Consider the following 18,760-nt stretch of genomic DNA (forward strand, 5'->3'; position numbering starts at 1 on the left):
TCTCGACCTATGGCAGGTGTGGGAGATCGTGATGATCAAGTTAGGCAATCCGAAACGTATCGTCATGGCCGGTGTGACCCTGTGTTGCGCCCTTGGCATCGGATACATCATGCAGTCGGGCCCCGACCGCGGCGTGATGCCGAAGAAGAAGCCCGAAGTCACGGTCACGTCCGCCAAGGCGTTCGCGCAGGCCTTTGTCGAGGAAGCTCCGCAACCTCAACGGGAGGCGGCCGCGCAGGCGCCTGCTATGACTCCGGCCGATCAAGAGATCGGCGATACCGCCGAGACCGGGGCGCACGACACGCTCGAGTTTGCCGCTGACCCCGGAAAAGAGCAGCTGTTTCAAGGAACTGCGGTGACGAGCGAGCAGAGCTTCGAGGCCGAGGGCCTTGAGATCAAACGCGTCACCCTGACATCGGCCGAACCGGTTCCGCCGGCCACCGCGCCGCAGCCCGAGGCGTTGCCCGCCGCGCCGCTGCATCTGGCCGCGTTACAAGATGCGCCAATCCAATCGCTTCCGCGGGAAGAAAAGGCACCGGCCCTTGCCGCCTGTCATGGTGAGATCGAGATGACGGCGCGCCCCGCCGCCGCGGCAATGGTTCAGCTGGATCTGACAGCACCGTGCCAGGCGGACACGCAGTTCACCCTGCACCACAACGGAATGATGTTCAGCGCGATTACCGGTGTCGACGGCACATGGTCTATGCAGGTGCCGGCACTGGCACAGAACGCGGTATTCATCGCGGCTTTCGACAACAGCGAGGGTGCGGTGGCGAACGCGGTTGTCGACACGCTGGATTATTACGACCGTTACGTCGTGCAATGGCAGGGCCGCAGCGGGATGGAGCTTCATGCCATGGAGTATGGCGCGGATTATGGCGAGCAGGGCCACGTCTGGTACGATGCCGCGCGTGATGCGGCCAGCGCGGCGAGCGGCGAGGGCGGGTTTCTTCTGCGCCTTGGCCACGGGGTGATCGAGGAGACGACCCTGATGGCGGAGGTCTATACGTTCCCGAGCCGGGACGCTGTGCGCGACGGTGAGGTGCAGGTCAGTCTCGAAACCGAAATCAACGCCGCGAATTGTGGTCGTGATATCGAGGCACAGACACTGATCAAGCCCGGGGCCGGCGAGATCTCGGCCCGGGACCTGACGATGGCGATCCCGGAGTGCGACGCCGTCGGTGACTTTCTGGTGTTGAAAAACCTGTACGAAGACCTGAAGATCGCGCGCAACTGAACGCTGCGATCAGAGGGCATCCATGAAAATGCTACGTGCGGCGGCTTTCGCCGCACCTTTTCTTTTTGCGGGCGCTTTTCCGGCAGGGGCGCAGGACGTGACGCTGACGTCGCGGGACGGGAACGTGGAGATTTCCGGTGACCTGCTGGGATTCGATGGCGAATTCTACCGGGTCGAGACGATCTATGGCGAGCTGACGGTGGATGGCTCGGGTGTGGATTGCGCCGGGCCGGGGTGCCCCAACCTGGATACCTATGTGGCCGAAGTGGTGTTTTCGGGGGCGCCGACCATCGGGCGGTTGTTGATGCCCGCGCTGGTCGAGGCGTTCGCGATACGCGAAGGCTATGACATGGCGCGCGACACGCTGGAGGATGGCAGCGTTCTGTTGTCGATCCATGACCCCGGCGAGGGTCGAGTCGTGGGCGAGTTTCTGTTCAGGCTGACGAATTCCGACGAAGGCTTTGCCGACCTGATCGCGGACGTGGCGGACATTGCCATGTCGATGCGAGAGATCCGTCCGCGAGAGGTGCGTCTGGGGAAGGACGCGGCGCTGGGCGACATGTCGGCAAAGGGGCGTGGCCGCGTCATGGCGCTCGAGGCGCTGGTGCCGGTGGTCGCACCGTCCAACCCGGTGGACCAGGTGACCTTGACGCAACTGGCCGAGGTTCTGTCGGGCAAGATAGACAATTGGAACGTGCTTGGTGGGCCGGACGCGCCGATCGCGGTGCATATGTTTGAGGCGCGGTCCGGGCTGGGACAGGCCAGCGAGGATCTGGTGCTGCGTCCGGCGGGCGCCAGTTTCGCCGAGACTGTGATGCGGCACGCGGAGGGCGTGTCGCTGGCCGATGCGGTGGCGAACGACCCCTTTGCGCTGGGCCTGACGGCGCGGGCGGAGACGGGAAACACGCAGGTTCTGGCGTTGAGCGGGGAATGCGGGTTTGCCCTGCGCGCCACGCGGCGGGGGGTCAAGACAGAGGATTACCCCCTGACGGCGCCGATGTTCCTGTACCTGCCCGCGCGGCGATTGCCCAAGCTGGGACGGGATTTCCTTGCCTATCTGAAGGACCCGTCGGCGCAACTGGTGATCCGGCGGGCCGGTTTCGTCGATCAGGCGCCCGAGGAAATCGGGATCGACGAGCAGGGTGACCGCTTTGCCAACGCGATCGCCCAGGCGGGCGAGGAGGTGGGGTTGGAGGAATTGCAACGGATGGTGGCGGCGTTGACGCCGCTCAAGCGGCTGACCACCACGTTCCGCTTCGAGGCCGGGTCGGCACGGCTGGACGCGCAGTCTCGGTCTAACGTGGCGCAATTGGCGCGGGCGATGGAGGTCGGCAAATATGACGCGCGGCGGTTGATCTTCGTGGGGTTCAGCGACGGGGCGGGCCCGGCCGAGAACAACCGGCGGATCGCCCTACGCCGGGCCGAGGCGGTGCGGAGTGCCGTGATCGCGGCGGCGGAGACGGCGAACATGGACCGGATCGGCATGGAACTGGAAGCCTTTGGCGAGGCGATGCCGATGGCGTGCGATGGCACCGGATGGGGCCGGCAGATCAACCGGCGGGTCGAGGTGTGGGTGCGATAGGGTCTATATCAGGCCTTCGCTGCGAAAACTCGTCTCGCAGGATTTCCCGATGATGATGTGATCGTGCAGCGTGATGCCCAGCGCGTTTGCCGCGGTTTCGATCTGGCGCGTCATGTCGATATCGGACTGGGACGGCGTGGGATCGCCCGAGGGGTGATTGTGCACGAGGATCAGCGCGCTGGCGTTAAGATGCAGCGCGCGTTTGACCACCTCGCGGGGGTAGACCGGCACGTGATCCACGGTGCCGCGCGCCTGTTCCTCGTCCGCGATGAGGGTGTTGCGACGGTCGAGATAGAAGATGCGGAATTGTTCGATATCCCGGTGCGCCATGGCTGTGTGACAATATTCCAGCAGGGCGTCCCAGCTGGAGACGATGGGCCGCTGGGCCACGCGGGAACGGGCAAGGCGATGGGCGGCAGCCTCGACGATCTTGAGCTCGCAAATTACGGTTTCGCCCACGCCGGGCACGGTTTCGAGCTGGTCGAAGGGGGCGGAGATCACGGCGTTGAAACTGCCGAACCGGTCGAGCAGGACATGGGCCAGCGGTTTGACGTCGCGCCGGGGAATAGCGCGGAACAGGACGAGTTCCAGCATCTCGTAATCGGGCAGCGCATCGGCGCCGCCGGACATGAAGCGGTCGCGCAGGCGCTTGCGGTGGTCGCGGATGTAGGAGGGTTGCTTGCCCGACCCGGCGGGAACAACAACCTCGTCGCTGTCAAAGAGCGGCAGGGTCATTTCCTTGAAGGCGCGCGAGTCGGACATGCGCCTGACAGTGGCGCGGGAAGGTTAGTGAATGGTTAATGTCGGAAGAGAGGCCCCGGGTCGGGCCCGGGGCGGGGCTTTGCGGTGGCGCGATGGCATCCCGGACCTGATCCGGGATCTCATGCAGTCAGAGATCCGCAGGTCAGACCCGTGGATGACGTTAGTGCTCTAGCTTTTCATCGAGTCCCAAAAGCCCTTCACCGATTTGAAGAAGCTCTTGGTTTCGGGGTTGTTGTCTTCTGACAGCGTGTCGAATTCCTTGAGGATTTCTTTCTGCCGCGAGGTCAGGTTGACGGGTGTTTCCACCGCCAGTTCGATGAACATGTCGCCGTGACCGCCGCCGCGCAGGGCGGGCATGCCCTTGCCGCGCAGGCGCATCTGTCGGCCGGATTGCGAGCCTTCGGGGATCTTGACGCGGCTGCGACCGCCGTCGATCGTGGGCACCTCGATATCGCCGCCAAGCGCGGCCTTGGCGACCGAGACGGGCACGCGGCAAAAGAGGTTGGTGTCCTCACGCTCGAAGATCTTGTGCGGCGCGACCTCGATGAAGATGTAAAGATCGCCCGCAGGACCGCCGCGCATGCCGGCCTCGCCCTCGCCCGCCAGGCGGATGCGGGTGCCGGTTTCGACGCCCGCGGGGATGTTCACCGACAGCGAACGGTCCTTCTGGACGCGGCCCTGGCCGCCGCACACGTTGCACGGATTCTTGATGATCTGGCCTAGGCCCGAGCAGGTGGGGCAGGTGCGTTCGACCGTGAAGAACCCCTGTTGCGCACGGACCTTGCCCATGCCCGAACAGGTCGGACAGGTGGTCGGCTCGGCGCCGCCTTCGGCCCCGGAGCCGTCGCAGGCGTCACAGGCCACCGAGGTGGGTACGTTGATGGTTTTCTGCAGGCCGCGATAAGCCTCGTCGAGGTTGACGCGCAGGTTGTAGCGCAGGTCGGCGCCGCGCGCCGCACGCTGGCGCCCGCCAGGGCCGCCACGTGCACCGCCGCCCATGAAATCGCCGAAGAGGTCGTCGAACACGTCGGAGAACGCGCTGGCGAAATCGCCCTGACCGGGGCCGGCTCCGCCGAACCCGCCGCCGGGGCGTGCGCCCGCGCCGGTGCCGCCCTCGAAAGCCGCGTGGCCGAAGCGGTCGTAGGCCGCCTTCTTCTCGGCGTCCTTCAGGATGTCATAGGCCTCGCCCGCTTCCTTGAATTTCTTCTCGGAATCGGGGTTGTCCTTGTTGCGGTCGGGGTGCAGCTCTTTGGCCTTGGTGCGGTAGGCTTTCTTGATCTCGTCGGCGCTGGCGCCCTTGGAGACGCCAAGAACCTCGTAATAATCGCGTTTGGCCATCGGATTTCTCCTTTGTATCGGAGAGCAGGGGGCACAGATGCGCCCCCTGCCTTTCCGTTTGACGCTTAGGCGCGCTTATCTTCGTCGAGGTCCTCGAAATCGGCGTCGACGATGTCTTCATCGTCCTTGCCCATTTCATCGGCCGCGGCAGGCTCGTCGTCGCCGTCTTCCTGGCTGGCCTTGTAGATCGCCTCGCCCAGTTTCATGGCGGCCTCGGTCACGTTCTGAATGCCGGCCTTGATCTTGTCGGCGGAGGCATCCTCTTTCTCGAGGTCGTCCTTGAGGGCCGAGATGGCCAGTTCGATGGCTTCGATGGTGGACGGGTCCACCTTGTCGGAATGCTCTTCCATCGACTTCTCGGTCGAGTGGATGAGGCTTTCAGCCTGGTTGCGGGCCTCGACCAGAGCGCGACGCTCCTTGTCGGCGTCGGCGTTGGCCTCGGCGTCCTTGACCATCTTCTCGATGTCTTCCTCGGACAGACCGCCCGACGCCTGGATCGTGATCTTCTGCTCCTTGTTCGTGCCTTTATCCTTGGCCGAAACGGAGACGATGCCGTTGGCGTCGATGTCGAAGGTCACCTCGATCTGGGGCATGCCGCGGGGAGCCGGCGGTATATCCTCGAGGTTGAACTGACCCAGAAGCTTGTTGTCCGCGGCCATTTCACGCTCGCCCTGGAAGACGCGGATCGTCACGGCCGACTGGTTGTCCTCGGCGGTGGAGAAGATCTGCGACTTGTTGGTCGGGATCGTGGTGTTGCGGTCGATCAGGCGGGTGAAGACACCGCCCAGGGTTTCGATGCCGAGCGAGAGCGGCGTGACGTCCAGAAGGACGACATCCTTGACGTCGCCTTGCAGAACACCGGCCTGAATGGCGGCGCCCATGGCGACGACCTCGTCGGGGTTCACGCCCTTGTGCGGTTCCTTGCCGAAGAACTTGGTCACTTCCTCGACGACCTTGGGCATGCGGGTCATGCCGCCGACGAGAACGACCTCGTCGATGTCGCTGGCCGACAGACCGGCATCCTTGAGCGCGGCCTTGCAGGGCTTGAGCGAGTTGGTGATCAGGTCGCCAACCAGGCTTTCCAGCTTGGCGCGGGTCAGTTTCATGACCATGTGCAGCGGCTGGCCGTTGGAGCCCATCGAGATGAACGGCTGGTTGATCTCGGTCTGGGACGAGCTGGACAGCTCGATCTTGGCTTTCTCGGCCGCCTCTTTCAGACGTTGCAGCGCCATCTTGTCCTTGGTCAGGTCAACGCTGTGTTCCTTTTTGAACTCGTCCGCAAGGTAGTTGACGATGCGCATGTCGAAGTCTTCACCACCCAGGAACGTGTCGCCGTTGGTGGACTTGACCTCGAAGAGGCCCTCGTCGATTTCGAGGATGGTCACGTCGAAGGTACCGCCGCCAAGGTCATAGACCGCGATGGTCTGAGTGTCTTCCTTGTCGAGGCCGTAGGCAAGTGCGGCCGCGGTCGGCTCGTTGATGATGCGCAGCACTTCGAGACCGGCGATCTTGCCGGCGTCCTTGGTGGCCTGACGCTGGGCGTCGTTGAAATAGGCGGGCACGGTGATGACGGCCTGCGTCACTTCCTCGCCGAGATAGCTTTCGGCGGTCTCTTTCATCTTGCCGAGGATGAAGGCCGAGATCTGGCTGGGCGAATACTTGTCACCCTTGGCGCGCACCCAGGCGTCGCCATTGCCACCGTCGATCACTTCGAACGGCATGTTCTTCTTGTCCTTGGCCAGATCGCTGTCGTCCTCGCGGCGGCCGATTAGGCGCTTGACGCCAAAGATGGTGTTTTCGGGGTTGGTGACCGCCTGGCGTTTCGCCGGCTGGCCGACAAGGCGCTCGTCATCGGTGAAGGCGACGATCGAGGGGGTGGTGCGGGCGCCTTCGGAGTTCTCGATGACGCGGGCTTGGCTGCCGTCCATGATGGCGACGCAGCTGTTGGTGGTTCCGAGGTCAATACCAATGACTTTGGACATGTTTTTCGATCCCTTCTGTTCTTAAGGCGATTGAGGGGCGACCGGACCCGTCAAAGGCATCTGGCCACCATATGAGTTGCAGATCCCGAAAGCGGTTCCTGCGCTTCGGACGGTATATAGGCAGGGGAATATGACGCTGCAAGCGGTTGAAAAGCGGTGAATCGCAGGATTCGGCTTTTAATTTCCCGGATTCGATGGAATCCCGTTGGGCATGACCGACGAGACGCTGAAGATACGCGGCTTCCGTATTTTCAAGGGATTCCTTGAAGCGGCGGAGCAGGCCGCGCTGGTGGAGGCGATCCGGGGCGTGGTGCGCGCCGCGCCGCTGTTTTCGCCGATGACGCCCTATGGCAAGCCGATGCGGGTGCGGATGACCTCCGCGGGACGCTATGGCTGGGTGTCGGACCGGCGGGGATACCGGTACGAAGACCGACATCCCGAGGGCATGGCCTGGCCACCGATCCCGGACGAGGTGCTGGCGATCTGGCGCGAGTTGGTGAGCGGCGAGCGGATGCCGGATTGCTGCCTGGTGAATTTCTACGATGCCGATGCGCGGATGGGGATGCACCAGGACCGCGACGAGGCCGATTTCGGTTGGCCGGTGTTGTCGGTGTCGCTGGGGGACGACGGGCTGTTCCGGATCGGGAACGCGACACGGGGCGGCAAGACGGAATCCCACTGGCTGCAATCGGGGGATGTGGTGGTGATGGGCGGTGACGCGCGGCTGACCTATCACGGGATCGACCGGATCAAGCCGGGCACCTCTATGTTGCTGGACAAGCCGGGGCGGATCAACCTGACCTGCCGGGTGGTGGATTGACGGCCCCGGGCGGTCAGCGCGCAAGGTTGCAGCAGCCGGTCAGGAAGGTGACGCCGGACTCTTCGGTGACGAAGAGATCGACGCTCATTCCGTAGGCGCGGTCGGACATGCCGTCGGTGCAGGCGTCACGCTGGAACATGAAGGTGAAGACCTGTGTCTGCGCCTGTCCGAAGATGGCGTAGTGGTCGGTCCGGTTTTGGGACGTGACCGGTTCGAGGGTCGCAACCGTGATCGGCTCGTCGTCCATGCGGTCGAGTGTGGCCGTGGCGGTGCGGTCGATCGCGAGAGACCAGAACGGTTCGGTTCCCGTGCAGGTCAGCGGGCGGGGCAGCTGATTGTCGGGCTGATCCAGGCGCCGGTCGAGGAAGCGCACAGCGACCCAACCCGACGCCTCGTCCACGTTGACGCGGGCCCATTTGCGGGTTTCGTCGAAGGCCACCACCTCGATGAAGCTGGCGTCGGCGTTCAGCTTGGCGATGATGGAATTGCCCACACCGGGCCCGGCGCGGACGTTCAGCACGTCATCCGCTGCCACGCCGGACACGTCGTAGAATGCCGGCAGAGATTGGGCCTGCGCGAAGGTTGCACAGAGCAGAAGCAGGCAGGCGGAGACAAGGCGTTTCATCGGCGGGCATACCAGCTGCTGGAGGCGAATTGACGGGTGTAGAATTCCGCCAGAAGGCCGATGGTGACCAGAACGCACCCCACGATCAGGGCGTATTCGACACTGGTGTTGCGCGGGAAATAATTTGCAAAGACATATCCGCGGCACTGGTCGATGGCATGAAAGAGCGGGTTCCAATCGAACATGGCCAGCATGTAGCCGGGCAGCGTGTTAGCGACGAAAAGCTTGCCCGAGGCGATCATGTTGGCGCGGGTATAGACGATCTGGATCAAGTTCACGGCTGTCGGAAACCAGGGTTTCGCCGCCATGATCAGAAGGCCGACGCCGCAGCCGGTGAACCATGCCAGCAAAAGCATGCCGAACGCGCCGATGGGATCGTCGATCTCGATCCGCGTAAAGGCGGTATGATAGACGAAAAGGATGATCAGCGCCGACAGGACCTGAATATAAAGCGCGCCCAGCGCGGCGGAGGTGATCGATATGATCGTGTTCATCGGCGCGTGCTGCATCATCGGCGAGGACGGTCCGGCCGCACCCGCCACCGCGCCCAGCGCCTTGACATGCGTGAGAAAGAGGAACACGCCGGACATCATGTAAAGCAGGAAGTCGCCGCGCAGCTTGGCTCCGCGCAGACCCAGGACAGAGAACATGAAGTAGAAGGCAAGAACGAAGATGATCGCGGTGCTGATGTTGACGAACAGCGCCATGAACGCGTTGCCATGGGTGCTGCGCACGTCGCGGACCGTGGTGTGATAGATCAGCTCGCATATCGTCGTAACCGACGAAAGCAGGGATTTCTTGCGCGTGTTCTGGAACATGACCTGTCTGAAGCAACCGCCTTGTGCTGAAATTCTCGCACGGAATTCTTGCTGTCCCGTTAGTGACATATCATAAGGGGCGCGCAGCGGTCCCGCAACAAACGCCTTTGCGGGCCAAACAAAAGAATTGGAGCGGGCCTTGGATTACGACAAACTTGTCACGGTCATGCGGCGCCTGGCGCTGGAAGCCGGCGATCGCATCATGGATATCTACGACGCCGACGATTTCGACGTGAAGGTGAAATCCGATGACAGCCCGGTCACCGCGGCGGACGAGGCGGCGGATAAAATCATCTCGGACGGGCTGCGGGCGGAGTTTCCCGACGTGACCCTGATCACCGAGGAACAGGCCGCGACCCATGGCGAGCAGGCCGAGACGTTCCTGATCGTCGATCCTCTGGACGGAACCAAGGAATTCATCCACCGCCGCGGCGACTTTACCGTCAACATCGCCTATGTCGAGAATGGCACGCCGACGCGCGGTGTGGTGTATGCGCCGGCGAAGGGGCGGATGTTCTTTACCCGTGGCGACGGGGTTTCGGTAGAGGAAACCGGCCCATTCGCGCGGCACAGGACGGGAGCTTTGACCGAGATCGGCGTGTCCGATCCGGACAACGCGGCGCTGATGGTGGTGGCCAGCAAGTCGCACCGGGACCAGGCGACGGATGATTACATCAACAAATATGCCGTCAAGGATATGAAGAGCGCGGGGTCTTCGCTGAAGTTTTGCCTGATCGCGACGGGCGAGGCGGATATCTATCCGCGTTTGGGCCGCACAATGGAGTGGGACACCGCCGCCGGGCACGCGGTGCTGCTGGGCGCCGGTGGGCGGGTGGTGCGCTTCGACGACCAGAGCCCGCTGGGCTATGGCAAGGCGGAGTACGCCAACCCGTTCTTCATTGCCTACGCGCCCAAGGTTGAGCTTAAGCCCGCCTGATGAGCGTGCTGGTGGTCATCCCGGCGCGTTACGCCTCGAGCCGGTATCCGGGCAAGCCGCTGGCCATGCTGCGCGGCGCGGACGGCACCGAGAAAAGCCTGATCGAACGCAGCTGGCTGGCGGCCACCAGCGTTTCGGGCGTCGACCGGGTGGTCGTGGCCACGGACGACGCGCGGATCGAAGCAGCGGCGCACGGCTTTGGCGCAGAGGTGGTGATGACGTCGGCCGACTGCGCCAACGGGACCGAACGCTGCGCCGAGGCGCTGGGCAAGGTGGGCGGCGACTACAAGATTGTCGTGAACCTGCAGGGCGACGCGCCGCTGACCCCCCATTGGTTTGTCGAGGACCTGATCGCGGGGATGCGCGAGAACCCGGAAACCGATGTGGCCACGCCGGTGCTGCGCTGCGACGGGCGCGCGCTGAACGGTTTTCTGGAGGATCGCGCCAATGGCCGGGTGGGCGGCACGACGGCCGTTTTCGGCCGATCGCGCCACGCGCTCTATTTCTCGAAGGAAGTGGTGCCTTATACGTCGCGCGTGTATGACGACAAAGAGGACACGCCGGTGTTTCACCATGTGGGGGTCTATGCCTACCGCCCCGAAGCGTTGTATGCATATGGTGCCTGGCCGGCGGGCCCGCTGGAAACCCTGGAAGGGCTCGAGCAACTGCGGTTTCTGGAGAACCGGCGGTCGATCCTGTGCGTCGAGGTCGAGGCGCGCGGCCGACAATTCTGGGAACTTAACAACCCGGAAGATATTGAGAGGATAGAAGGCATGATGCGAACTATGCACATGTCGTAGGCAAGGCGAGGAAACGAGCCCGAATTTCATAGGGTTGCCACATTGAGCCGGTTGTATTCCGGCGCGTGACGTGGGTTTTCTTCTGGCGAGTGCCGACAGCGGCTAAGGAGCTTTAAATGCGTAAAAAACTTACCAAGGCGATTTTCCCCGTGGCCGGGCTGGGAACGCGTTTTCTACCGGCGACCAAATCGGTTCCGAAAGAGATCATGACGCTGGTCGACCGCCCGTTGGTGCAATACGCCATCGACGAGGCACGAGAGGCCGGTATCAAGGAATTCATCTTTGTCACCTCGCGCGGCAAGGGCGCGCTGGAGGACTATTTCGACAATGCGCCGCAGCTGGAACAGGAATTGCGCAAGAAAGGCAAGGAAGAGCTACTGGAGATTCTGAAATCCACCAACATGGACAGTGGCGAGATTGCCTATACCCGCCAGAACAAGGCGCTGGGCCTGGGTCACGCGGTATGGTGTGCGCGCCGGCTGATCGGCAACGAGCCTTTCGCGGTGATCCTGCCGGACGACGTGATCGCGGCGGAAAAGTCGTGCCTGGCGCAGATGGCGGAGGCATTCAAGGAAACCGATGGCGAGAACAACATGGTAGCCGCAATGGAGGTTCCTGCGGACAAGGCCTCGGCCTATGGCGTTCTTGACATCAAGGAAGACATGGGCCGGATGGTCACCACCAAGGGTATGGTCGAGAAGCCGGCAGCGGGCGAGGCACCTTCAAATCTCGCGGTGATCGGGCGCTACATCCTGACGCCCACGGTCTTGCAGAAGCTGAACAAGAAGCAGACCGGCGCCGGCGGAGAAATCCAGCTGACCGACGCCATCGACGCGGCGCGCGACGAGGGCGAGGAGGTCTTTGGCTTCCGTTTCGAGGGCGAGCGGTTCGACTGCGGCTCGAAGGCGGGCTTCCTTCAGGCGACGGTCGCGTTCGCGCTGAACCGGCCGGAACTGCGCGACGACCTGCTGAGCTATATCTCGGACGTGGTGCAGCCCGCCAAGGCGGCGCAGTAACGAAGGAGCGCGGCAGCTCGTGCCGAATGTACTTGTCACCGGCGGCGCGGGCTATATCGGCTCGCATGCCTGCAAGGCTCTGGCCACTGCCGGATATACGCCGGTCACTTATGACAACCTAAGCACCGGGTGGGCGGACGCCGTCAAGTTCGGTCCGTTCGAGCGGGGAGACCTGCGCGACCGGGGGCGGCTGGACGCGGTCTTCGCCGCCTATCAGCCGGTCGCGGTGCTGCATTTCGGGGCGCTGAGCCAAGTGGGCGAGAGCATGCGCGAGCCGGGGCGCTATTGGGACAACAACGTCACGGGCTCGCTTGTCCTGATGGAGGCGGCGGTGGCCGCAGGTTGTGAAAAGTTCGTCTTTTCCTCGACCTGTGCCACCTATGGCGACCAGGACAACGTGGTGCTGAACGAGGACAGCGCGCAGGCGCCGATCAACGCCTATGGCGCGTCGAAACGGGCGATCGAGGACATGCTGCGCGGTTTCGAGGCGGCGCACGGCTTGCGGCACGTGATCTTTAGGTATTTCAACGTGGCCGGAGCCGACCCCGAGGCCGAGGTGGGCGAGTTCCACCAGCCCGAGACGCATCTTGTGCCGCTCATCCTGGATGCGATCGACGGGCGACGCGATGCGCTGACGATCTTCGGCACGGATTACGATACGCCTGACGGCACGTGCATCCGGGACTACGTGCATGTCTGCGATCTGGTGGATGCGCATGTGCTTGGCCTCAAATGGCTGGAGGAAGACAAGGACAGCCGGGTTTTCAACCTTGGCACCGGCAGCGGTTTCTCGGTGCGCGAGGTGATCGAGCACGCGCGCGACATCACCAAAAAGAACGTGCCCGTGGTCGAGGGGCTACGGCGCCCGGGGGACTGCACCAAGCTTGTTTCGGGATCGGAGCGGGCCTTGTCAGAGTTGGGCTGGAAACCGGCACGCTCGACCCTGGACGAGATGATCCGCGATGCGTGGCGGTGGCATCAAACTGGACATTACGAGAAATAACGCCGACCCTGCGGTCGAAGGAAGGGTCAGGCAGGACGGATGAGCGTGCTTTCGCAAGCATGGGAGGCGTACAGGCTTCGGTGGAAGCGCCGGCGCCTGTTGTTTCGCGCGCTGCGCAAGCGGCGGCAGTTGCGCCCGGTGATGGACCGCACCGACCGGATCGCGCCTGGGGACATCCTGTGCTTTTCCACCGTCCGAAACGAGGCGGTGCGGCTGCCTTATTTTCTGGAGCATCACCGGGCGCTGGGTGTGCGCCATTTTCTGTTCGTGGACAATGACAGCGGCGACGGTACGCGCGAATATTTGCAGGCGCAGGAAGACGTGTCGCTGTGGCGGACAAAGGCCAGCTACAAGCTGTCACGCTTTGGGGTCGATTGGCTGACCTGGCTGCAGATCAGGCACGGGCACGGGCATTGGTGCCTGACGCTGGATGCCGACGAGATCCTGATCTATCCGCATCACGAAACGCGCCCCTTGCCTGCGCTGGTGGAAAGGCTGGAGCAATCGGGGCGCGACTCGTTCGGGGTGCTGATGCTGGACATGTATCCCAAAGGCCCGCTGGCGCAACATGACTATGCTGCCGGGGCCGATCCTTTCGAGCGGTTGTGCTGGTTCGACGGGGGCAACTACATGATCCGGCGAAAGCCGGACCTGCACAACCTTTGGATCCAGGGCGGGGTGCGGGCGCGCAGGTTCTTTGCCGACCGGCCCGAAAGGGCGCCGACGATGGGCAAGATGCCCTTGGTGAAGTGGAACCGCCGATATGCCTATGTCAGCAGCGCGCATTCCCTGTTGCCGCGCCGGTTGAACCGGGTCTACGACGAGGGTGGGGGCGAGCGGCTGTCGGGGGTCCTGCTGCATACGAAGTTTCTGAACACGGTGGTCGACCGCTCGGCCGAGGAAAAACAGCGGCAGGAGCATTTCGCCAACAGCGACCTTTACGACAGCTACTATGACGCGCTGACCGAGAACCCCGATCTGTGGTGTCCGGCCTCGACGCGGCTGATCGGGTGGCGCCAGCTGGAGGCGATGGGCCTGATGTCGAAGGGCAACTGGATTTGAGGACCGGAATTGTTTGCGTTTTGGAAACAACTGCTTATACCGGCTGAAGGGGAGCGGAACCGGCGATTTCGGCGGTGTACGATTGTGGAAAAGAATGTATTAACACGGAGCGTGTATGTTGGCGGCCGGTCAGTTCGGTGGCCCAGAGGATGTGAGTGGTGAGTTTGTTGCAGTCATATGCCATGCGGCTGCGCCGGAAGCGGCACCGGGTGCGTGCCTTCCGCAAGCATTTTTCGCTCAAGCCCGTGGTGGACCGCACGCGCAAGATCCGGTCCGGCGATATCCTGCTCTTCAGTACCATGCGCGACGAATTCGTGCGCCTGCCGTTTTTCCTGCAATACTACCGCGCCCTTGGCGTGTCGCATTTCCTGATCGTCGACAATGACAGCAGCGATGGCGGCAGAGAGTTCATGGCCGACCAGCCCGACGTGTCGATCTGGACCACCAAGGCCAGTTACAAGGGATCGAAATTCGGGGTTGATTGGCTGAACTGGTTGCAGCGCAAATATGGCCACGGGCACTGGACGCTTGTGGTCGATCCCGATGAGCTGTTCATCTATCCGTTCTGCGACACGCGGCCCATCCGGGCGCTGACCGACTGGCTGGACACCAGCCAGGTCAAATCCTTCGGTGCGATGCTGCTGGACATGTACCCCAAGGGGCGCATCGACGAGGTGCGATACCTGCCCGGGCAGGACCCGCTGGAGATCGCGGGGTGGTTCGACCCTGGGAACTATGTGATCGAAAAGAACCGGCAGTACGGCAACCTGTGGATCCAGGGCGGGCCGCGCAGCCGGGTCTTCTTTCCCGACCGGCCCAAGAAGGCCCCCGCGCTGAACAAGACGCCGCTGGTGCGATGGGACAAGCGGTACACATATATCAGTTCGACCCACACGCTTTTGCCGCGGGGACTGAACCTGACCTATGACGAGTGGGGCGGGGAAAAGGCCAGCGGCATCCTGCTGCACGCGAAGTTCTTGAACACGTTCACCGCCAAGGCGGAGGAAGAGTTGCAGCGTGGCCAGCACTATGCCGGCAGTGTCGAATACAAATCATATGCCGAGAAATTTCAGGACAGTCCCGACCTTTGGTGCAAATGGTCGGAGAAATATATAAACTGGCGACAATTGGAAATTCTTGGGCTGATGTCCAAGGGAAACTGGGCATGAGGATGGGCAGAGGGTGAGCGTCGGCATCATAATGCTGGTCCACACGGCCTTTGACCGGGCCGAGCAGGTGGCGCGCCATTGGGCCGCGTCGGGCTGTCCGCTGGTCATTCACGCCGACCGCAACGTGCCCAACGCGACCTACCGTAAATTCGTCAACGCCCTGTCCGACCTCGACCAGGTGGAATTTGCCAAGCGCCACCGCTGCGAATGGGGGACATGGGGGCTGGTGGCGGCGACGCAGGAAGCGTCGGAAATAATGCTCAAGAGTTTCCCGGAAGTGCGGCACGTCTACCTCGCGTCCGGCTCGTGCCTGCCGCTGCGCCCGGTGCAGGAACTGATTGACTATCTGGCAGATCGACCGCAGACCGACTTCATCGAAAGCGCCACGACCGCGGATGTGCCGTGGACGATCGGGGGGCTGGATCACGAGCGGTTCACGCTGCGCTTTCCGTTCTCATGGCGGCGGCATCGCAAGCTGTTTGACCGCTATGTCGCGCTGCAACGCAAGGTCGGCTACAAGCGGCGCATTCCCAACGGGATCGTGCCGCATATGGGCAGCCAGTGGTGGTGCCTGACCCGCCAGACCCTGTCGGCCATACTGACCGACCCCGAGCGGGCGACCTATGATCGCTATTTCAAGCGTGTGTGGATCCCCGACGAGAGCTATTTCCAGACGCTGTCAAGGCTCTATTCAAGGCAGATCGAGAGCCGGTCGCTGACCCTGTCGAAGTTCGACTACCAGGGCAAGCCGCACATCTTCTACGACGATCACCTGCAATTGCTGCGGCGCTCGGACTGTTTCGTGGCGCGCAAGATCTGGCCCTTTGCCAATCGGCTCTACAACGCGTTCCTGACCGATGCGGCGGGTGCTATGAAGCGCACGGAGCCCAACCCCGGCAAGATCGACCGGATCTTTGCCAAGGCGGTGGAGCGGCGCACGCGGGGCCGGCCCGGCCTGCTGATGCAGAGCCGGTTCCCGGTGGAGGGGCGTGAGAACGGGCTGACCTGTGCGCAATACTCGGTGTTCGAGGGATTCAGCGACCTGTTCGAGAATTTCGAGCCCTGGCTGGCCAAGGTGACGGGCACGCGCGTGCATGGGCACCTGTTCGCACCGGAACGGGCCGAGTTTTCCGATGGCCAGACCGTGATGAACGGCGCGCTGAGCGACAGTGCGAAGCTGCGCGACTACAATCCCCAGGCATTCCTGGCGAGCCTGATCTGGAACACGCGGGGCGAGCGGCAGTGTTTCCAGCTGGGGCCGCGCGATAATATCAAGGATATCGAGTGGCAACTGGCCAGGGACCAGAACGCGCAGATCTCGGTGATCTCGGGCGCGTGGGCGGTGCCGCTGTTCAAGTCGAACATGAACTTCGCCGATATCCGGCAGGAGGCCGCGCTGTTGCAGCAGGTCGAAAGCAAGCACCTGGACGTGCTGCGCTCGCAATGGGGCAAGGCACGGGTGCGGATCTGGACCATGGCGGAATTCATCGAGGCCCCTATGGAGCCCTTGCAGACCATCATCGACGAGATTGGCAAGCAAAGCGTGCATGGCTTGGCGGAGGTGCCGAAGATGGCCGACCTGACCGGGTTCGGGCAGTTCCTGCAGAACCTCAAGAACCAGGGGATGCATCCCTACCTGATGGGCGATTTCCCGGTGGAGCATCGCCTGCACGAGCCGCAGGGGCAAACGCGCAAACCCTACCTGGTGCGATGAATGGCATTCAATTTCGACTACTTCGTGGTGTTCGCCGAAATGCGCACCGGCTCGAACTTCCTTGAGGCGAACCTGAACGCGTTCGAGAGCTTCGAGTGCTTTGGCGAGGCGTTCAACCCGCATTTCATCGGCTATCCCAACCGCGACGAGATCGCCGGCGTGGCGCAGATTACGCGGGACGCGGACCCGATGCAGCTGATCAAGGCCGTCAGGGACACGCCCGGCAAGTTGGGCGGGTTCCGGTATTTTCATGACCATGATCCGCGCATTCTGGAGGTGATGCTGGACGATCCGCGCTGCGCCAAGATCATCCTGACGCGCAACCCGCTGGACAGCTATGTCAGCTGGAAGATCGCGCAGGCGACGGGGCAGTGGAAGCTGACAAACGTCAAGCGGCGCAAGGACAGCCAGGTACGGTTCGACAAGGCCGAGTTCGAGACGCACGTGACGAAGCTGCAGGAATTTCAGGTGCAGTTGCTGAACCGTCTTCAGGCCGCGGGGCAGACGGCGTTCTACATTGCCTACGAGGACCTTCAAGATCTCGACGTGCTGAACGGGCTGGCGAAATATCTGGGCAGCGACGAGCGGCTGGAGGCGCTGGACGCGTCGCTGAAAAAGCAGAATCCCAGCGCGCTGGAAGACAAGGTATCGAATTTCAGGGATATGGAGCAGGCATTTTCCGGGCTGGACCCGTTCAACCTGACGCGGACGCCCAATTTCGAGCCGCGCCGGGGGCCGGCGGTGCCGAGCTTCGTGACCGGGGCGCATGCAGCGCTGCTTTACATGCCGATCCGGTCTGGGCCAGAGGCGGAAGTGTGCGCGTGGCTGGCCGGGCTGGATGGCGTGACGGTCGAGGATCTGCCCACGCAGCTGAACCAGAAGGGCCTGCGACAGTGGAAACGGCGAAAGCCGGGCCACCGCAGCTTTACCGTCTTGCGGCATCCGGTGGCGCGGGCCCACGCCGCGTTCTGCGGCAAGATTCTGCAAACCGGGCCGGGGTGTTTGGCCGATATCCGCAAGACATTGCGCAATTTTCACAAGCTGCCGCTGCCGGGGCAAATGCCGGACGAGGGTTATGACCTCAGGGCCCACAAGCTGGCCTTTGGCGCATTCCTGCAATTCCTGAAGGCGAACCTGGCGGGTCAGACCAACATCCGGGTGGATGCGCATTGGGCGACGCAGGCGTCCATCATGCAGGGCATGGCGCAGTTCAGCGTTCCGGACGTGGTGATGCGCGAGGAGGAGCTGGCCGAGGGGTTGCCGCGGCTGGCGGCCTCGGTCGGGTACGAGACCGCTGAAGAACCGAGATCTGCGCCGGCAGACCAGCCCTTCGCGATTGAAGACATCTACGATGAAGAGGTCGAGGACCTTGTCGCGGACATCTACCAGCGCGACTACATGATGTTCGGGTTCAAACCTTACGCGGCCTGAACCGACTGCGCCTCGGTGATGATGGTGTGCAGCGTCGCCGGATCGTCATTGGCGCGAAGCTTGGCGCAGATCGCCGGATCGCGCAGCGTGCGAGACACCAGCGCCAGCGCCTTGAGGTGCTCGACCCCGGCATCTTCGGGCGCGAAAAGGGCGAAGGCAAGGTCGACCGGCTGGCGGTCGACCGAGTTGAAGTCGATCGGGGTTTCCAGAAGGACGAGCGCACCGACGACCGTGTCGATGCCGGACAGACGCGCATGGGGCAGGGCGACACCGTGCCCGACGCCCGTCGGACCAAGATTTTCACGCTCGATAAGCGCGTCGACCACGGCCTGATGATCTAGGCCGTAGACCGACTCGGCAATGCTGCCCAGTTCGTGCAACAGGCGCTTTTTGCTGGACACGGAGGAATACACCCGAACCGCGTCAGGCCGCAAAATCTGAGAGAACTGCATTCAGCTACGCTC

At 62.9% G+C, this 18,760-nt stretch carries 17 protein-coding genes; 11 read left to right on the forward strand and 6 right to left on the reverse strand.

The window, feature by feature from the left end; translation table 11 throughout:
• Positions 1-31: 31 nt before the first annotated feature.
• Both RBB31_RS00440 and RBB31_RS00445 read left to right on the forward strand, forming a co-directional pair.
• Positions 32-1,237: a hypothetical protein gene (locus tag RBB31_RS00440; RefSeq protein ID WP_306127289.1), complete on the forward strand. Its 1,206-nt coding sequence runs from the start codon at positions 32-34 to the stop codon at positions 1,235-1,237.
• A 22-nt stretch (positions 1,238-1,259) separates the two neighbouring features.
• Positions 1,260-2,819, forward strand: a complete 1,560-nt coding sequence (locus tag RBB31_RS00445) for a phosphate ABC transporter substrate-binding/OmpA family protein (RefSeq protein WP_306127290.1) — start codon at positions 1,260-1,262, stop codon at positions 2,817-2,819.
• Positions 2,820-2,822: 3 nt separating this feature from the next.
• Here RBB31_RS00445 and radC read toward each other — a convergent pair whose 3' ends face one another.
• The 3 genes from radC to dnaK all read right to left on the reverse strand — a co-directional run bounded on the left by radC (position 2,823) and on the right by dnaK (position 6,901).
• On the reverse strand, positions 2,823-3,581 hold the full coding sequence (gene radC / locus RBB31_RS00450; protein WP_306127291.1) for a DNA repair protein RadC: 759 nt from the start codon (positions 3,579-3,581) through the stop codon (positions 2,823-2,825).
• Between the two features lie 168 nt (positions 3,582-3,749).
• Complete coding sequence (gene dnaJ / locus RBB31_RS00455) at positions 3,750-4,919, reverse strand: molecular chaperone DnaJ (protein ID WP_306127292.1); 1,170 nt, start codon at positions 4,917-4,919, stop codon at positions 3,750-3,752.
• Positions 4,920-4,984: 65 nt separating this feature from the next.
• Positions 4,985-6,901, reverse strand: coding sequence for a molecular chaperone DnaK (gene dnaK / locus RBB31_RS00460; RefSeq protein WP_306127293.1), 1,917 nt, complete (start codon positions 6,899-6,901; stop codon positions 4,985-4,987).
• A gap of 211 nt (positions 6,902-7,112) precedes the next feature.
• On the opposite strand from dnaK, the gene RBB31_RS00465 reads away from it, so the two are divergent.
• Positions 7,113-7,721 (forward strand): alpha-ketoglutarate-dependent dioxygenase AlkB, encoded by a 609-nt coding sequence (locus tag RBB31_RS00465; protein WP_306127294.1) that lies wholly within the window; start codon positions 7,113-7,115, stop codon positions 7,719-7,721.
• A gap of 13 nt (positions 7,722-7,734) precedes the next feature.
• On the opposite strand, the gene RBB31_RS00470 is transcribed toward RBB31_RS00465, so the two are convergent.
• Together RBB31_RS00470 and RBB31_RS00475 are read right to left on the reverse strand one after the other, a co-directional pair.
• A complete protein-coding gene (locus tag RBB31_RS00470; protein ID WP_306127295.1) occupies positions 7,735-8,346 on the reverse strand; it encodes a COG3650 family protein in 612 nt (203 codons plus the stop codon).
• Complete coding sequence (locus RBB31_RS00475) at positions 8,343-9,164, reverse strand: ABC transporter permease (RefSeq protein WP_306127296.1); 822 nt, start codon at positions 9,162-9,164, stop codon at positions 8,343-8,345. The genes RBB31_RS00470 and RBB31_RS00475 overlap by 4 nt, the downstream gene beginning before the upstream one ends.
• 139 nt (positions 9,165-9,303) lie before the next feature.
• Between RBB31_RS00475 and cysQ the strand changes: the two genes are divergently transcribed.
• From cysQ to RBB31_RS00515, 8 genes are all read left to right on the forward strand, one after another.
• Entirely contained in the window at positions 9,304-10,101 is a 798-nt protein-coding gene (gene cysQ, locus RBB31_RS00480) for a 3'(2'),5'-bisphosphate nucleotidase CysQ (protein ID WP_306127297.1), read from the forward strand.
• Positions 10,101-10,901 (forward strand): 3-deoxy-manno-octulosonate cytidylyltransferase, encoded by an 801-nt coding sequence (locus RBB31_RS00485; RefSeq protein WP_306127298.1) that lies wholly within the window; start codon positions 10,101-10,103, stop codon positions 10,899-10,901. Before cysQ ends, RBB31_RS00485 begins: the two co-directional genes overlap by 1 nt.
• A 116-nt stretch (positions 10,902-11,017) precedes the next feature.
• Positions 11,018-11,917, forward strand: coding sequence for a UTP--glucose-1-phosphate uridylyltransferase (locus RBB31_RS00490; RefSeq protein ID WP_306127299.1), 900 nt, complete (start codon positions 11,018-11,020; stop codon positions 11,915-11,917).
• 19 nt (positions 11,918-11,936) lie between these two features.
• Positions 11,937-12,920, forward strand: a complete 984-nt coding sequence (galE, locus tag RBB31_RS00495) for a UDP-glucose 4-epimerase GalE (RefSeq protein ID WP_306127300.1) — start codon at positions 11,937-11,939, stop codon at positions 12,918-12,920.
• A gap of 39 nt (positions 12,921-12,959) precedes the next feature.
• Positions 12,960-13,982 carry a glycosyltransferase family 2 protein gene (locus RBB31_RS00500; RefSeq protein ID WP_306127301.1) on the forward strand — a complete coding sequence of 341 codons (1,023 nt, stop codon included), beginning with the start codon at positions 12,960-12,962 and terminating at the stop codon, positions 13,980-13,982.
• A gap of 182 nt (positions 13,983-14,164) precedes the next feature.
• Positions 14,165-15,151, forward strand: a complete 987-nt coding sequence (locus RBB31_RS00505) for a glycosyltransferase family 2 protein (protein WP_306127679.1) — start codon at positions 14,165-14,167, stop codon at positions 15,149-15,151.
• 13 nt (positions 15,152-15,164) lie between these two features.
• Positions 15,165-16,865: a beta-1,6-N-acetylglucosaminyltransferase gene (locus tag RBB31_RS00510; RefSeq protein WP_306127302.1), complete on the forward strand. Its 1,701-nt coding sequence runs from the start codon at positions 15,165-15,167 to the stop codon at positions 16,863-16,865.
• Positions 16,866-18,296, forward strand: a complete 1,431-nt coding sequence (locus RBB31_RS00515) for a sulfotransferase family 2 domain-containing protein (RefSeq protein ID WP_306127303.1) — start codon at positions 16,866-16,868, stop codon at positions 18,294-18,296. It begins immediately after the preceding gene.
• Here the strand turns inward: RBB31_RS00515 and RBB31_RS00520 are convergent.
• Positions 18,284-18,748 (reverse strand): PTS sugar transporter subunit IIA, encoded by a 465-nt coding sequence (locus RBB31_RS00520; protein ID WP_306127304.1) that lies wholly within the window; start codon positions 18,746-18,748, stop codon positions 18,284-18,286. The genes RBB31_RS00515 and RBB31_RS00520 overlap by 13 nt on opposite strands.
• Positions 18,749-18,760 lie beyond the last annotated feature (12 nt).

It is taken from the genome of Roseovarius sp. MMSF_3350, assembly GCF_030733425.1.
Taxonomy (GTDB): Bacteria; Pseudomonadota; Alphaproteobacteria; order Rhodobacterales; family Rhodobacteraceae; genus Roseovarius.

Coding starts and splice junctions, on each gene's coding strand:
- RBB31_RS00440 (WP_306127289.1), top strand. CDS start 32: ATGATCAAGTTAGGCAATCCGAAACGTATCGTCATGGCCGGTGTGACC.
- RBB31_RS00445 (WP_306127290.1), top strand. CDS start 1,260: ATGAAAATGCTACGTGCGGCGGCTTTCGCCGCACCTTTTCTTTTTGCG.
- radC (WP_306127291.1), bottom strand. CDS start 3,581: ATGTCCGACTCGCGCGCCTTCAAGGAAATGACCCTGCCGCTCTTTGAC.
- dnaJ (WP_306127292.1), bottom strand. CDS start 4,919: ATGGCCAAACGCGATTATTACGAGGTTCTTGGCGTCTCCAAGGGCGCC.
- dnaK (WP_306127293.1), bottom strand. CDS start 6,901: ATGTCCAAAGTCATTGGTATTGACCTCGGAACCACCAACAGCTGCGTC.
- RBB31_RS00465 (WP_306127294.1), top strand. CDS start 7,113: ATGACCGACGAGACGCTGAAGATACGCGGCTTCCGTATTTTCAAGGGA.
- RBB31_RS00470 (WP_306127295.1), bottom strand. CDS start 8,346: ATGAAACGCCTTGTCTCCGCCTGCCTGCTTCTGCTCTGTGCAACCTTC.
- RBB31_RS00475 (WP_306127296.1), bottom strand. CDS start 9,164: ATGTTCCAGAACACGCGCAAGAAATCCCTGCTTTCGTCGGTTACGACG.
- RBB31_RS00485 (WP_306127298.1), top strand. CDS start 10,101: ATGAGCGTGCTGGTGGTCATCCCGGCGCGTTACGCCTCGAGCCGGTAT.
- RBB31_RS00490 (WP_306127299.1), top strand. CDS start 11,018: ATGCGTAAAAAACTTACCAAGGCGATTTTCCCCGTGGCCGGGCTGGGA.
- RBB31_RS00500 (WP_306127301.1), top strand. CDS start 12,960: ATGAGCGTGCTTTCGCAAGCATGGGAGGCGTACAGGCTTCGGTGGAAG.
- RBB31_RS00505 (WP_306127679.1), top strand. CDS start 14,165: ATGCGGCTGCGCCGGAAGCGGCACCGGGTGCGTGCCTTCCGCAAGCAT.
- RBB31_RS00515 (WP_306127303.1), top strand. CDS start 16,866: ATGGCATTCAATTTCGACTACTTCGTGGTGTTCGCCGAAATGCGCACC.
- RBB31_RS00520 (WP_306127304.1), bottom strand. CDS start 18,748: ATGCAGTTCTCTCAGATTTTGCGGCCTGACGCGGTTCGGGTGTATTCC.